This window comes from Roseospira navarrensis (assembly GCF_009601025.1).
In the GTDB taxonomy this organism is placed as follows: Bacteria; Pseudomonadota; Alphaproteobacteria; order Rhodospirillales; family Rhodospirillaceae; genus Rhodospira; species Rhodospira navarrensis.
Map to the genome: position 1 here is coordinate 1 of NZ_WIVE01000083.1, position 14,772 is coordinate 14,772.

5 protein-coding genes and 1 pseudogene are annotated in these 14,772 nt (G+C 67.3%); 1 reads left to right on the top strand and 5 read right to left on the bottom strand.

The features are described from left to right. Positions 1-88 precede the first annotated feature (88 nt). Positions 89-4,660, bottom strand: a pseudogene (locus tag GHC57_RS17200) (chemotaxis protein CheB); the annotation flags it as partial. 73 nt (positions 4,661-4,733) lie between these two features. Here GHC57_RS17200 and GHC57_RS17205 point away from each other — a divergent pair. Beyond that, positions 4,734-4,880, top strand: a complete 147-nt coding sequence (locus tag GHC57_RS17205) for a hypothetical protein (RefSeq protein ID WP_153346541.1) — start codon at positions 4,734-4,736, stop codon at positions 4,878-4,880. Positions 4,881-4,937: 57 nt separating this feature from the next. Here GHC57_RS17205 and GHC57_RS20145 read toward each other — a convergent pair whose 3' ends face one another. From GHC57_RS20145 to GHC57_RS17220, 4 genes are all read right to left on the bottom strand, one after another. After that, a complete protein-coding gene (locus tag GHC57_RS20145; RefSeq protein WP_343031203.1) occupies positions 4,938-8,636 on the bottom strand; it encodes a GH36-type glycosyl hydrolase domain-containing protein in 3,699 nt (1,232 codons plus the stop codon). Next, on the bottom strand, positions 8,530-13,491 hold the full coding sequence (locus GHC57_RS20355) for a glucoamylase family protein (protein ID WP_281354743.1): 4,962 nt from the start codon (positions 13,489-13,491) through the stop codon (positions 8,530-8,532). Before GHC57_RS20355 ends, GHC57_RS20145 begins: the two co-directional genes overlap by 107 nt. A 162-nt stretch (positions 13,492-13,653) precedes the next feature. After that, complete coding sequence (locus tag GHC57_RS17215) at positions 13,654-13,914, bottom strand: phosphate-starvation-inducible PsiE family protein (protein WP_153346543.1); 261 nt, start codon at positions 13,912-13,914, stop codon at positions 13,654-13,656. Between the two features lie 203 nt (positions 13,915-14,117). After that, the gene (locus tag GHC57_RS17220) at positions 14,118-14,603 is read right to left on the bottom strand and encodes a hypothetical protein (RefSeq protein WP_153346545.1); all 486 of its coding nucleotides are present in this window, start codon (positions 14,601-14,603) and stop codon (positions 14,118-14,120) included. Positions 14,604-14,772: the final 169 nt, after the last annotated feature.

Sequence of the window (14,772 nt, forward strand, 5' to 3'; positions counted from 1 at the left end):
CTCCTGGGGATCGTCACGACCAAGGGACCCACCACCTACGATATGTTGATCGCGCCGGAAGCAAAGGGATAAGCCATTCGTCCGGCATGACCAGTCCATCCGTGGGATGGTTCCACCGCACCAGCGCTTCGGTTCCGGTGATGCGGCCGCGATGAAGATCAAGGAGCGGCTGGTAGTGAATCTCGAACTGGTCGGACGCAAGGGCCTGCTTCAGCCCATCCGCAAGCGTGCGTCGGCGCTGGACCTCGGCGCCGAGGGCCGGCTCGAAGAACCGCATCTGGCCGCCCCCGATATCCTTCGCGCGATACAGCGCGAGGTCGGCATTCCTGAACAGCGCGTCCGCGTCCTCACCGTCCTCCGGAAAGATCGCCACGCCCATGCTGATTGATGCCTGGACCGGCCGGTCTTCTTCTCCGACGCGCAGATCGAGGCCGCCCAGGAAGCGGTCGAGCACGCGACTGGCGCCCGCGCCGGACTCGAGGTCCGGCAGGATGACGGCGAACTCGTCGCCGCCCAGGCGTGCAAGGGTGTCGAGCGGGCGCAGGGCTGGCACCGCCTGACTGCCCAGTTGGCGAAGCACCCGATCGCCGGCGGCATGGCCGAGCGTGTCGTTGATCGCCTTGAACTTGTCGATGTCGAGCAAGGCCAGGGCGACATGATTGCCCTGCCGTCGGGCCTGCGTCAGGGCGGTCTCAAGCCGGTCGGTGAAGAGCGACCGATTCGGCAACCCGGTGAGGGGGTCATGCAACGCCAGGTGAGCGAACCGTTCCTCGATGGTCTTGCGCGCATCGATATCGAACAGGATGCCGGTGACGCGCTGGGCGCGGCCGTGGTCGGACCGTCGCGCCGCCTGCGCAACCCCCCTGACCCAGCGCCACGTCTCGTCGGTCACCCGGACGCGGAAATCCAGGTCCAATCGGTCAGTCCCGCCGTCGATGAGATCGGCGGCCCGGCCCTTTATCTGGGCGACATCTTCGGGATGAACCCGGTCCAGCAGCCATGTCCGAAGGTGGTCCCGGTCAGGCCATTCACAGGGGGAGACGCCAAGAACTTCGGCGCAGCGATCGCTGCAGAAGGCTGAATCCGGGGGCGTCAGGTTGAACGCGAACACACCGCCGCTGGAGGCCTCGACCGCGAGCCGCATCCGCTCTTCCTTGTCCCGGAGCGCCTCTTCCGCCCGGGCGCGCTCGACCTCGGACCAAATCCGGGCCGCGACGTCCTCCACGAGGGCCACATCACCCGGGCTCCAGGGTCTCGGGCTGGTGGCGTGGACACTGAGCACCCCGGCCGGCCCGTCGCCCTTGACAAGGGGCACCATCAGGAAGGCCATGATCGGGAGAGGCCCGAACATGGGAACGCCGTTCGGTTCAACGGGGCTGCGGCCGGTCCGAATGTCGCCGACGGCGACGGTCTTGCCGTTCTGAAGGTCGGCCGTGACGGTCGATCCGAAATCGCTGAGCCGATGGCGCCCCGCCATGCTGGGGATCGTGCCATCGGACCAGTCTTGCGCGACGACGGCTTCGTCCCGCGCGGGGTCCATCTCGGCATAAACGGCCTGGCTGGCCCCAAGGTGTCGGGCCAGGATCTCGCATCCGACCGCCTGGGTCGTGACCGGATCATCCAGATCCCGCAAACGGTCGGACAGTTCGATCCGCAGGGCCTGATGGGCTTCGCGCTCACGGCGCCGCTCTTCGTCCTGGCGATCCTGTGTGACGTCCTCGATGGACACCAGGATCAGGTCCATGCTGTCCAGGCGCATCGCGTTGATGAGGATGGTGCGGCTCCCGAGGCCGTGAAAATCGTGCGCGACCTCGTAGCCGTCCACCTCCCTGTCTGCCGGCAGCACCTCCGTCATGAGGGCGTGGAGGTCAGGGATGTTCCAGGTTCCGTCGCCCAGCTCGGACAGACACCGTCCCTCGACCAGGCCCGGCGCAATCCGGAAGTGGTCATAGAACGCGGGGTTCGCGGACACGACCCTTTGTTCGGGATCGAGGATGAGCAGGGGCGACCGCACGGTCTCGACGATCGCTTCGGCAAACTCCTTGGCCGACTGAAGCCTCTGCTCGTAGAGGCGTCGTTCTGTGATGTCGATGAAGGTCACCACGATGCCGTCGATACGATCGTCCTCGGTCCGGTACGGGAGAATGCGCCGGAGGAACCACTGATCGCCCTGGGTGCCGCGCACCTGTCGTTCGTTGGGACACAGCGTGGACAGAACCTCGCGCGCGTCCGCCTCGAAGGTCTCGTCCATGACCTTGCGGGCGAAGCTCGCAAAGGGGCGCCCCATGTCGCCGGGCGTCAGGTCAACCAGCCCCCGCACCCCGGGTGTGAACCAGCGCACGGTCATGGCCCGATCCAGGAAGAGCGTCGGGGTGTCGGTGCTGTTGAGGAGGTTGTTGAGGTCGTTGCTCTTGCTTTCCAGCTCCTGAACCTTGTTCTGAAGCTGCGTGTTGACCGTATTCAGTTCTTCGTTTAGGGACTGTAGTTCTTCCTTTGAGCTTTCCAGTTCCTCGTTTGTGGACTGAAGCTCCTCGTTCATCGTCATGATTTCTTCGTTCGAGGCTTTCAGGTCCTCGTTCGCGCCTTCAAGCTGGCGTACGGTCAGCCGCACCTGTTCCTGTGCCGCCAGAAGATCCTGGTCCGGCGCGGCGGGCGTGTCTGCCTGATCGTCCGCGGCGTGCCCGGCGGCCTCGGGATGCGGGCCCAAAAGGGGCGCGGTGTCGCCCGCGCCGGTCCGGGCAAAGGCGATGAGCAGCAGCGTGTCGTCCTGGCCGCGGGTGATCGGTTCCACGGTGACCGTCACCGCGTGGTGGCGGCCCCGGTCCGTCATCAGGACCTGACCGCTTTGCGTGTATCCCTGAGCCAGGGCTTTCTGACGCAGGGCGCGTACTGTGTGGGGCAGGACATCGCGCAGGTGCTGCGTCAGGTCGCGCGTGTGTTCGCCGTCGGGATGGCGCAGGAAGGGCGTGGTGTCGCCATGCACCGACAGAATGCGAAGGTCCGGATCCGTCAGGACGGCGGCCGGCGCGAACCGCTCCAGCAAAACACGCCGCGCCAGGTCGCTGTGGTCGCGGTGCGGCGTCGTCGGGGCGACGCGCAACACCGACGCGGCGCCTTGACTGCCGGCCGACAAGCCGCCAACGACCGGAAAATCGAGCCCGTTGCGCAGGACCGGCCCGGTCCGGCGATGAATGCGCCACCGCTTCGAGATCGTCTCGAAGCCGTCCTCCGGTCCCTGGGCGGTCTCGACGGACCCAAGAAACAGCGAGCCGCCCTCGCTCAACGCGAACTGGAACAGCGCCAGCAGCTTCCGCTGGATGTCCGGTTTGAGGTAGATGAGCACGTTGCGACAGACGACCACATCCATGCGGGAGAATGGCGGATCCCGCAGCAGGTTCTGGGGGGCGAACGTGATGGCGTCGCGCAGGATCGGACGGACCCGGAAGGCGTCGCCCTCCGGTGAGAAGAAGCGGTCGATGCGGGCGGGGGACAGGGTTTCGATGACGCTGGCGGGGTAGAGCCCGTTTCGGCCGACGGCCAGGGCGTCCTCGCTGGCATCCGTGGCGAAGACCCGCACGGATACGGAGGTCCGCGCCGTCTCGGCCGCCTCCATCAGCAGCATGGCGAGGGTGTAGGCCTCCTCGCCCGTGGCGCACCCCGCGACCCAGGCGCGGATCGGCCGGTCCGGGTCTCGCTCCGCAACCAGTGGCGCGATGACCCGTTCCCGAAGCTCTTCCCAGGCTTGCGGGTCGCGGAAAAAGCTGGTCACGTTGATCAGCAGGTCGTGCGCCAGGGCGGCGACCTCCCGGGGATCCCTGCGGACAAGGTCCTGATACTCGGCGACCGTCCGCAGACCCTTCAGGCCCATGCGGCGCTGCACGCGCCGGCCGATCATGGCGTCCTTGTAGCATTGGAATTCGTGCCCGGTCTCGGCGCGCACGGCGGCCAGTATCCCGTCCAGCGGCGCGGACGAGGCGGCCGGTCCCGTGTGTTCCGTTGGCTTTGAGAGGGTCTGGTCGTGCCGGATCACGCGGCGGATCGCGTCCGGCAGGGCCTCCACCGGCAGGACGATATCGGCCAGCCCGGTTGCGACGGCCTGCTGGGGCATGCCCGGGTATTCCGCCGTTTCGGGGTCCTGGACCGCGACAAGGCCGCCCGCTTCCTTGATGCGGCTGATCCCTTCCGATCCATTGCTGCCGGTGCCGGACAGGATGACCCCCACCGCGCGCTCGCCCCGCAGCGCAGCCACCGCCGTGAAGAAGTGGTCCACCGGGCGGCGTCGCACCCGCTCCGGGTCCATCTCTTCCAGCCGGAAAACCTCGTCCCCCAGACCCAGCAGGGTGGCCGGCGGGATGACGTAGACCCGGTCCGGCTGGACCGGCATGCCCTGCTCGGCCTGCACGACGGGCATGGCCGTGTGCGCGCCGATGATCTCGGCCACGCGGCTGGCCTGGGAGGGATCCAGATGCAGGATGACCACGAAGGCCATGCCGCTGTCCGGCGGCATATGGTCGAAAAAGGTGTTCAGGGCGGCGATGCCACCGGCCGAAGCGCCAACGCCGACGATCGGAAACAGGGTGTCAGGCAAGGGCGGCAAAGGACCCTCCTCGGAAGTCGGACAGTGAAGACGCACTGCGAACGGGCCTTGGCCAATACACATGAATGTGAACTCTCAAACTGGTCATTGCAAGGCACTTGATTCCCGCATAACGAAATGCCCCGAACCGCAACCCATGAAAGACATCATTCCCCAAAACACGATGAAATCGAAATGGGAGATGTTTTTTCAATTTGCCTCGGCTTTCGTGCTTAAAAAGGATCCCACCGGGCAATTGGATCTCAGTTTTTTGTCTGTTTTTTCACCAACCGCGCCGCATTGAAAAGCTGACTCAGAGGCGTATTGAATGCGGGTGAGGCGCAATCACCCGCCGCTGGGATCAATCCGTCAGGGGCTGCGCCCGGTCTTGCCCCACCGTGACGTCAAGGGTCTGTCGCCCTCCGTCCAGCGGGACACGGAACGCCCCATCGCACGACAGCAGGGGCCGGCCCTCAAGAGTGGCGGACGATGGCAGGCCGGACGGGTCGGAGGCGGGCTTCACCCGAATGTCGCAGCGGGTTCCGGCCACGGTGACGGTGGCTTCGAAGCCGGGCCAGGTGTCCGGGATGCGCGGATCGACGACCAGAACGCCCCCCTCCCGCCGCAGGCCGAGAATGCCCTCGATCCCGGCGCGATACATCCAGGCCGCCGACCCGGTGTACCATGTCCACCCGCCGCGCCCGACGTGGGGCGGCTGGGAATAGACATCGGCGGCGACCACATAGGGTTCGACCTTGTATCGATGGACATCGTCGTGCCGTCGGGCGTGGGTGATGGGGTTGAGCATGGCGAACAGCTCGGTGGCTTTGGCGCCATCGCCAAGCCTGGCGAACGCGAGGATCGCCCACATGGCGGCATGGGTGTACTGGCCGCCGTTCTCGCGCAGACCCGGGGGATAGCCCCGGATGTAGCCGGGATCGTGCGGGCTTGAGTCGAACGGGGGCGTGAACAGCAGCACCAGCCGGTCCTGCCGACGGACCAGATGCCGGTCCAGCGCGGCCATGGCCTGGGCGGCGCGATCCCGGTCCGCCGCCTCTGACAGCACGGCCCAGGATTGGGCGATGGAATCGATGCGGCAGGCGTCGCCGTCCCGTGTGCCCAGCCATGTGCCGTCGTCATAGGTGGCCCGGCGATACCAGTCGCCGTCCCAGGCCTCGCGCTCGACCGCCGCCACGATCCCGGCCGCCTGCGCCTGCCATCCCTCGGCGCGAGGATCGCCCCGCTCACCAGCCAGCGGCGCGAACAGCGCGACCGCGCGGGCCATCAGCCAGGCCAGCCACACGCTTTCGCCCTGTCCGTTCTCTCCCACGCGGTTCATGCCGTCGTTCCAGTCGCCCGTGCCCATCAGCGGCAGGCCATGCGGCCCCAGAAGGGCCAGGCTCCGGTCCAGGGCCAGGGCGCAGTGCTCGAACAGCGATGCCGGCCGTTCCGAGAGAGTCGGCGTGAAAAAGGCATCGTGGGCGCCCGGCTTCAGGGCCTGTCCCTCCAGGAAGGACACGGGTTCGTCCAGAACGCCCCTGTCTCCGGAGGTCGCCACATAGCTGGCGACGGCGAACACCAGCCAGATCCGGTCGTCGGAAATGCGGGTCCGCGTCCCCTGCCCGGAGTGCGGCAGCCACCAGTGTTGCACATCGCCCTCGACGAACTGGCGGGCGGCGGCGCGCAGCAGATGGGTCCGCGTCTCCTCCGGACAGGCGAAGGTCAGGGCCATCCCGTCCTGCAACTGGTCGCGGAAGCCATAGGCGCCACTGGCCTGATAGAATCCGGAGCGGGCCAGGATGCGGCACGCGAGGGTTTGGTAGAGCAGCCACCCGTTGAGCATGATGTCCATGGCGCGGTCGGGCGTCCTGACCTGCACCGCCCCCAGCAGCCCGGCCCAGTGGTCCGTGACGGCGGCCAGGACGGCATCGAGATCGGCCCGCCGGGAACGGACGATCAGGGCGCGGGCCTCGGCGTCCGAAGCGCATTCGCCCATGAACCACACGACCTCGGTCTCCTCTCCGTCCGCGAGATCGATACTGGCGCTCAAGGCCACACAGCGGTCGAGCACCACGCCCGCCGTGTCCGACGCCGGGGCGCCGGCCCCGCCGTGAAACGCGGCGCGGTCCGTGGTCCAGGCCGTCTGCCGTCCGCCCAGGTCGGTGAAGGCGACCCGATCCGGAAACCCCGGTCCCCACGGGTTGCGCGTGAACACCGCGCCGGTCTCGTCGTCGCGTCCGGTCAGCAGGAAGGGGGAGGCGGTTCCCGGTGCGATGCCCACCATCCATTCGACAGCGGCGGTGACCGACAAACGCCGCCGTCGTCCGGATTGGTTGCGCAGGGTCAGGCGCGAGATCTTGATCGGCTCGGCGCGCGGAACGAACTGGATCAGGTCGAGGGCCACGCCCTCGGCCTCGTGCTCGAACCGGCTGTACCCGAAGCCATGACGCGCCACATAAGTGCCGCCATCCCGGCGGGGCCGCGCCATCGGGCTCCAGACCGCCCCCGTGGCGTCGTCCCGCACCAGGATGACCTCGCCCGAGGGGTCGATCACCGGGTCATTGGACCAGCGTGTCAAAGGGTTCTCGCGGCTGTTCACGGCCCAGGTGTAGCCCGCCCCCTCCGCCGACACCTGAAAGCCGAACTCGGCGTTGGCGATGACGTTGATCCAGGGCGCGGGTGTGGTTTCGTCCCCTGTCAGGACCGTGACATACTCCCGGCCGTCGCGGGCGAAGCCCCCGAAGCCATTGAAATACTCAAGGTCGGCGGCGCCTGGGGCGGCCCGTCGCGCGCCTTGCGCGGCTCTGGCGTCCGGATGCCTGGCCTGGGGGCGCGCGCCGGCGGCGGGCCGCTCGGCCCGTGCGATCTGGTCGGCCACGGATCCGCGCCGGGCATGCAGCACGACGCGCGCGGTGGCGCCCAGCAGGGCGCGCACATCCCGCGACACAAGGTCGCGCCGGATGACATGCACCGCGCCCGCCGCGACGGACTCGCCCAGGCGCGGCCGCGACTGGCTTTTGCGGACCGCCGCTTCAAGCGCGGTCTGAAGGTCCTGGATGTAGGATGCGGGATGCTCGTTGACGATCACCAGATCAACGGCGACCTGCTTCATGCGCCAGTATTCATGGGCCTGAAGCATCTGGGCGACCACGGCCATGTCCGCACTGTCGTCGATGCGCAGCAGGACGATGGGCAGGTCCCCGGAGATGCCCAGGGGCCAGAGCCCGGACTGAGGCCCGGCGCCATTGGTGATCGCCGCCGCGGGCATCCGATACCGGGGGTCCTGGTAAAGGATGGGCGCGGCCAGGGTCTGGAAATCCGCGGCCTGTGCCGCACCGATGCCGATATGCCGAAGCTCCACCTGCCCCTGTGTCCAGGCCAGGGTCTTGGCCCGGTCATAGGCGTTCCGGTCGTGGTGTTTGTCGATCAGGTCCAGCAGCGCGGCGCGGGTGGAGGCCACCACGGTCCAGAACGACACCCGGGCGACGGACCCGCCCGGGATCGTCACGCAGCGCCGGAGGGAAAACACCGGGTCCAGGACGGTGCCCACGGTATTGGACAGCGCCTGTCCGTCCCGCATCGCAACCGCGTCGGCGATGGTTCTGGCGCCCCGGCCGAGGAAACGCGCCCGGTCGGTCTCGTATTCGGGGTCGGCCGCGATGTCGCCCTCGACCACGGCGAAATGGGCCGCCCAGATGCCCGGATCGTCCTGGGATCGGGGCCGGCGGGCCGCGGTCAGGGCCTCGAAGTCCGGCAGGTGCGCGGTCTGCACGAACATCCTGGAAAAGGCCGGATGGGCTGCGTCCGCCGCCACCGGCGCCAGAACCAGTTCGGCATAGGACGTCAGTTCGATGTCGCGGGGGCGCCAGCCACTGTTGGTCAGCGAGATCCGGCGCACCTCCCCGTCATCCTCGCCGGACACCAGCACTTCCATGGTGGTCGTCAGGGTCCCGTCATGGCCGGTGAACTGCGCGTGATCCTCGCTGAACAGGACCTCGCCCGGGCGCCCCCCCCTCGGCGACGGGACTGGCGCTGGCGGTCCAGCGCTTTCCGGTGGCACGGTCCCTGAGGAAGATGAATGTGCCCCCGTCGTCGGGTTCCCCGTCCTCTCGCCACCGGGTCACCGCGATCGGTCCCCAGCGGCTGTATCCGCCGCCCGTGGCCGTCAGCATCACCGCGTAACGACCGTTCGACAGCAGGTGCGTGGCCGGTGCGCCGGAGGCCGAGACGGTCGGGCGACGGGTCGCGGCACCGCCGGAGGTGACTGCGGTGACGGGTGTCTTCATGCCCTCCACTCCCGGACGGGCGGCCGCGACATCCTGAGGGACCCGCTCCTGAAGCAACAGCTCGCAGGCCTTGACCATGGGATCCCGATGGAATCGGTCGCGCATCCGGCCGCCGGTCACGGTGTTGGCAAGGGCGACGATGGTCATGCCCTGGTGGTGGGCCATGAAGGTGCGCACAATGGCGACCGGCTCGGCCCCCGGGATCCGCGAGCGGGTGAAATCCAGCGCATCGAAAAAGCCATGGCGTCCGAGTGCGCCCATCCCGGCCAGCCGGTCGAAGTTGCGCCGGGCCCCGTGCGGATCGACCATGGCCCCAAGCGCGGTGGCGTAGGGCGCGACCACGGCATCGCCCGCCAGCCCGCGTTTCAGGCCAAGTCCCGGCACGCCGAAGCTGGAGTACTGGTACGTCAGCTCAAGGTCGCGGGCATTGAAGGCGCATTCCGAGACCCCCCAGGGGATGTCCAGTGTGCGGGCATGGGCCTGCTGGACCGCGACCGCGAACCGATTGGTCTGCTCCAGCACGCTGCCGATGGGTGCGCGCATCACCAGCGACGGCATCAGGTATTCGAACATGGAGCCCGACCAGGAAATCAGCGCGGACCCGCTTCCCATGGGCGTGGCGCCCCGGCCGAGGCGGAACCAGTGCCGCGTCGGCACATCACCCTTGGCGATGGCGAACAGACTGGCCAGACGCGCTTCCGAGGCCAGAAGATCGTAGCAGTTCGCATCCAGGCCGTTGTCCGCGAGGGAATACCCGATGGACAGAAGCATGCGTTCGGGGTTCAGCAGGCCCGTGAAGTCCATGGCCATGGCCATGGCGCGGGCCTGCGCGGCAAGTCCCCTCAGCCGGTCCGACAGATGCCGCGCCCCGTTGTGGTCGAGGCGGCGATCCCGGGCATGGCTCAGGCCCGCCGTCCGGATCGCGTCGATCCAGAACAGGGGATCGGAGGTCACGCCGTCCTCGGCGACGGGCGGATCGTCCCCAAGGGCATCCGCCGCCTTGTCGGCAAGGCGGTTGAGGGGCGCGAAGACCAGTTCGAGGCCCTGGGCCCCCTGAAGCAGCGATTCAATCTCGTCGAGACAGGCCGCCACGGACGGCCCCTGCCCCCGGGAATTGGCAGGCAGATCGGCGGCGGCCAGACGGGCAAGGCCCACGGTGTCCATGAGCCCGGCCCGCACCTCCGCATCGGGCGCGGTCGGTCTGTCCGGCGTGCCGGGCGCCAGGGTTGCCCAGTCCTCGCAGGCATTGGCAAGCGCGATCAGGTGGCCCGCCAGATTGCCGCTATCGACGGACGAAACGTAGGCCGGATCGAGAACGTGCCCGTCCCGGGTGTCGTACCAATTGAAGAAATGGCCCTTGTAGCGCGCCAGACCGTTCATGGCCGCGAGTGTCGCTTCAAGGCGCTCGACGGTCTCGGTCGTGCCCGCCCAGCCGAAATCCCGTGCCGCCACCGTGGAGAGCAGGTACAGCCCGATATTGGTGGGGGAGGTCCGGTGGGCGAGGACGGCGGCCGGATCGACCTGGAAATTGTCGGGCGGCAGAAAAGAGTCGGCCTTCGTGACGAAGGTTTCGAAAAAGCGCCACGTCCGGCGGGCGACGAGGCGCAGGGCGTCGCGGTCGGTGTCCGACACCACAAGGCGCCGCGCGCGCGGCGCCGCTCGGCTGATCCGGTAGGCGACGGCGGGCATGGCCGCCCAGGACACGGCGATGGGCAGAATCAACGGCCAGGAGGACGGCGCGACCGCCGCCGATCCGGCCGCCAGGATCAGGCCGAGCGCGACACCGCCGCGCATGGTTCCATAGAACCCGCGCAGGTCCAGACGGGGCGCCGCCGTCGATGTCGCCGCCGTCGTCCATTCCAGAAGCGCGCGGCGCGTGACGAACAGGCGCCAGACGGTGCGGCTGATGGCGTCGAGGCCGCGCCAGGCCTGGTCGGGCAGGAAACAGAGCGACAGCGCCACCTGAACCAGCGCCAGCCACAGGCCCTTGCCCAGGGTATCGAAGTGGCTGCGCGCGGTCAGGCCGGAGCGCCGGGGCAGGATGGCGAAGGCGCTCGGCAGGAACGCCGGCAGCGCCATGGCCGCCATGACGAACCCGATCCCGACCCAGGCGGCCGGCATCGGCATCACCCAGCAGGCCGCCAGCGCCCCCAGAAGGAAGGGGGCGAGCAGGGAGCGCCGCAGATTATCCAGCATTTTCCACCGCCCGAGCGGGGTCGGCGCGCCGGGTCCGGTCCAGTGACCGAACACCCAGGGCAGAAGCTGCCAGTCGCCCCGGATCCAGCGGTGCTGGCGTTTGGCGGCGACGTCGTGGCGGCTGGGAAAGTCCTCGACGACCTCGATGTCGGAGGCGAGCCCGGCCCGCACCCACAGGCCCTCGAACAGGTCATGGCTGAGCAGGGCGTTTTCCGGCACCCGGCCGGACAGGGCGGCTTCGAACGCATCCACGTCATAGATGCCCTTGCCGGCGAACGATCCTTCTGCGAACACATCCTGGTAGACGTCGGAGACCGCCGCCGCGTAAGGGTCCATGCCCGCCGGTCCCGAGAACACCCGCTGGAACAGCGAGCCTTCCCCGCCCCGGGGCAGCGACGGCGTGACGCGCGGCTGAAGAACGCCATAGCCGTCCGTGACCCGCCGCAGGACCGGATCCAGGATCGGCCGGTTCAGGGGATGGCTCATCTTGCCCACCAGCCGGCGCGCCGCGTCGCGCGGCAGCCGCGTATCGGCGTCCAGGGTGATGACATACCGCACCCCGTCGGGCACATGGGGGGGCCGTCCGCCCACCGCCGCGAAGGACGTGTCGGCGGCCCCGCGCAGAAGCCGGTTCAACTCAACCAGTTTGCCCCGCTTGCGTTCCCACCCCATCCACACGCCCTGCTTCGGGTTGAACCGGCGGTGGCGGTGCAGAAACAGGAAACGGTCGCCGGCGGGGCCGGGGCCATGTCGCCTGTTCAGCGCGGCGATCGCCTCGACGGCGATGGACAGCAGGCGCGCGTCGCCGTCAACGACCTCCTGGTCGGAGTCCGCCCCGTCCGACAGCAGGGCGAAGGTGATGTCACCGCCCGAGCCGGACAGATAATGCACCTCCAGACTCTCGATCTGGTCGCGAAGATCGGTCTCGCGGGTCAGAAGCGTCGGGACGGCCACCAGCGTGCGCGCGACGCCGGGAATTCCCGCGGCAAGGTCGAGCCCCGGCAGGATGACCGGGCGGTGGCGCCAGGTCGCCAGACGATTGACCAGGGCGGTGGCCACTTCGGTGGCGGGCGCGAGCCCCAGGACGGCGAAGATCGCCAATCCGCCCCCACCCAGCCCGGCCAGGGAGAGGCACCAGAGGGGCAGCGCCAGAACCATCAGGGTCAGCACCACCATGGCGCTGATGTAGCCGGTCAGCCCCATGTCGCGGCCCAGGCGGCCGATCCGTGCCGGGACTGTGGGATGGAACCCGATCGCCTGTTCAAGCGCGCGACGGCCGTGCCCGATCAAATGATAGCCGGGATCGCCGACCCGTTCGGCCATCTCCGGCGTGGGGGCGGTGCGGGCGGCTTCGCCGGCGGCACGGATGGCGTGGTCCGTGACGTCGCCTTCCGACAGCACCGAGCCCCGGGCGAGGGTCTCGATGGCGGCCCGGTAGAGGTCGCGCGTCGGAAAATCCATGGTGGCGAACCGGCTGGCCGCGCGAAGCCGCTCATCCACCAGGCTGATGCTCTCGACAAACTCCGCCCAGTCGATGTCCGAGATCAGCCGCATGCTGTTGATGACGTTGCGGACCGAAACGTTGGAGGACCCCAGGCGCTGTTGGGCCCGCGACACGACGGTTTCGATCGACACCCCTTGTTGGGCCAGGCGTTCGGACAGCCAGCCGATGGCGGGCGTCACCGTCGGGTCCTGGTCCCGCAGCCGTTTCGCCAGTTGCGCGGCGAAGACCTCCGAGAGCGGGCCCTCGGAGCGGGTGGCGATATCGGCGTCCAGGGCCGCCCTTGCACCGCCCGACGCCAGCAGTCGGTCGGCCAACGCGTCCGCGTCGGCCCGTTCCGAGCGCCCGAGAACGATCTGGGCCGACAGCCGCCGCAGGTTCTCCACCAGAACAATGCGCAGGGTAATCGCGACAGCCCAGAGCTCGCCGATCATCAGCGGCTGGATGCGCTGGTAGGCCCTGACGAAACAGCGCAGCATCTCCGGATCGATGTGGCTGTCGGTATGGGCAATGAAGGCCCAGGCCAGCCCGAACACGCGCGGATAGCCAGCCAGGGGACCCGCGGCCAGTTTGGGAAGCTGTCGGTAATAGCCGGCGGGCAGATGGTCGTGGATCTGCCGGATCTGTTTTTCGACAAGGTGATAGTTGTCCAGCAGCCACTCAGCCGCGGGAACAATGTCGCCCCCCTTCTCGGCCTCGGCGGCACTCGACCGATAGGCCGCCAACAGCGCGATGGCGTTGCTTTTCAGGCGACGGTCCAGCGGTGGGACCCTGGGCGGCCGGTCCGTGACCTGCTGGGCCACGGCAAGGCTTTCCGCGTGCCGCTCCAGACGGTCCAGGCCGAACCGTTCCTCCCGGATGGGAGCCGGCCCGACCCAGAGGGGACAGGAGGATGGATGCCCGCGGATGCCGGGTGGCCGTAGAGACTGCATGGTCCAGGGGTCCTCCGAGAACGGTTCGGGCGTCGGCTTCGGCCCGCATGCGCCCCCATGCGGTCTCGTTTCAACCTGGTTTCGGACACCATGTCCCCATGTCCATGGTGAGAGACGTCCCGCCAGCCCTCGACGATGTCGTCATGGCCGGCATCATCCGGTTCAGACTCTGCTGACGCGGACAAGAACGACGGCGGAGACGGACGGCAGGAGAATGCCAACGGCCTCGAACAGCAGGCTTGCCGGCACCGTTTTCTTTCTCCGGAGAATGAACAATCGCATCAGCGCCGTGATTGCGATGAAGGGCGGATAGACAAATCCAGGGCGGCGATCAGAGTAATAAAAATAAATCATTCCAATAGCTTCAAGGTAAATCAGAACCAGAAATAGATCCGGAAGCCCAATCGGACCGGAAGCAAACATATAACGCGCCGTTATAAAAAAACCCCCGCTGTCATAATTATTGTTATGACCATGAGCGACCTTTCCGTTGTCACAAATATTTGTCTAGATTTGCGCGCCTCCGTAGCGCCAGGGCACTTCGCATGAGCGGGGCTGGAAAGGTCGTTCTCCATCTCAAATTTTTCCTGTTATTTTATTGTTGGCCATGTGATTGAGCCCTGATGTTAAAGGGACTGCCGTACCAATTCCGCGGCAACGCACGCGCTTTCCTTGTCGGCATAGTCGCCGCAGAATATATCGTCGACCCGGACGTCCCAGGTTCCATCTCGTTCTATGATTTCGACCCTGTCCGCTGAGAGTTTTCTGGTAAAACCGGCTGATTTTGGAAGCAGTGTTCCAGCGTCCCCCCCGGTATCGGCGGCTCCCACCTGCGCCTCGTCCGCGGTCTCGGGGGAGGGTCTGTCGATGATGCGCAGGATGGACCGGATGAAGGCTTCGCCACGATCATCGGCGGCGGTGCGGTCATGGTCCCGAAGAGCCTGCGCCATGGGGGCAACAAACCGTTCCCTCAGGTGACTGACGAACCGCGGCTCTGTCCAGGACATGTGGGCGACAAGGGATTGCAAAAGAATTCTTTCGTACGCGAGGCGGTCTTTTTCGTTGTCGTTCAACCCCGGAAGTCGCTTCGAGTTTTTTCTAGTTTCTTCCATGATGTTCTGGCTCCACATGTTGCCCGGTTAGTGTATTCGTATGTGACTTACTGTTGCTCTGAAGAGAAAATCTGTTCTTCGTTATCGCCGTAAAGGCTTATCCCTTTGAGTCCGGGACCGCATCATGTGGTGACAGGTGGCCCGAAATGGCGCAGAACATAGAGTGAAC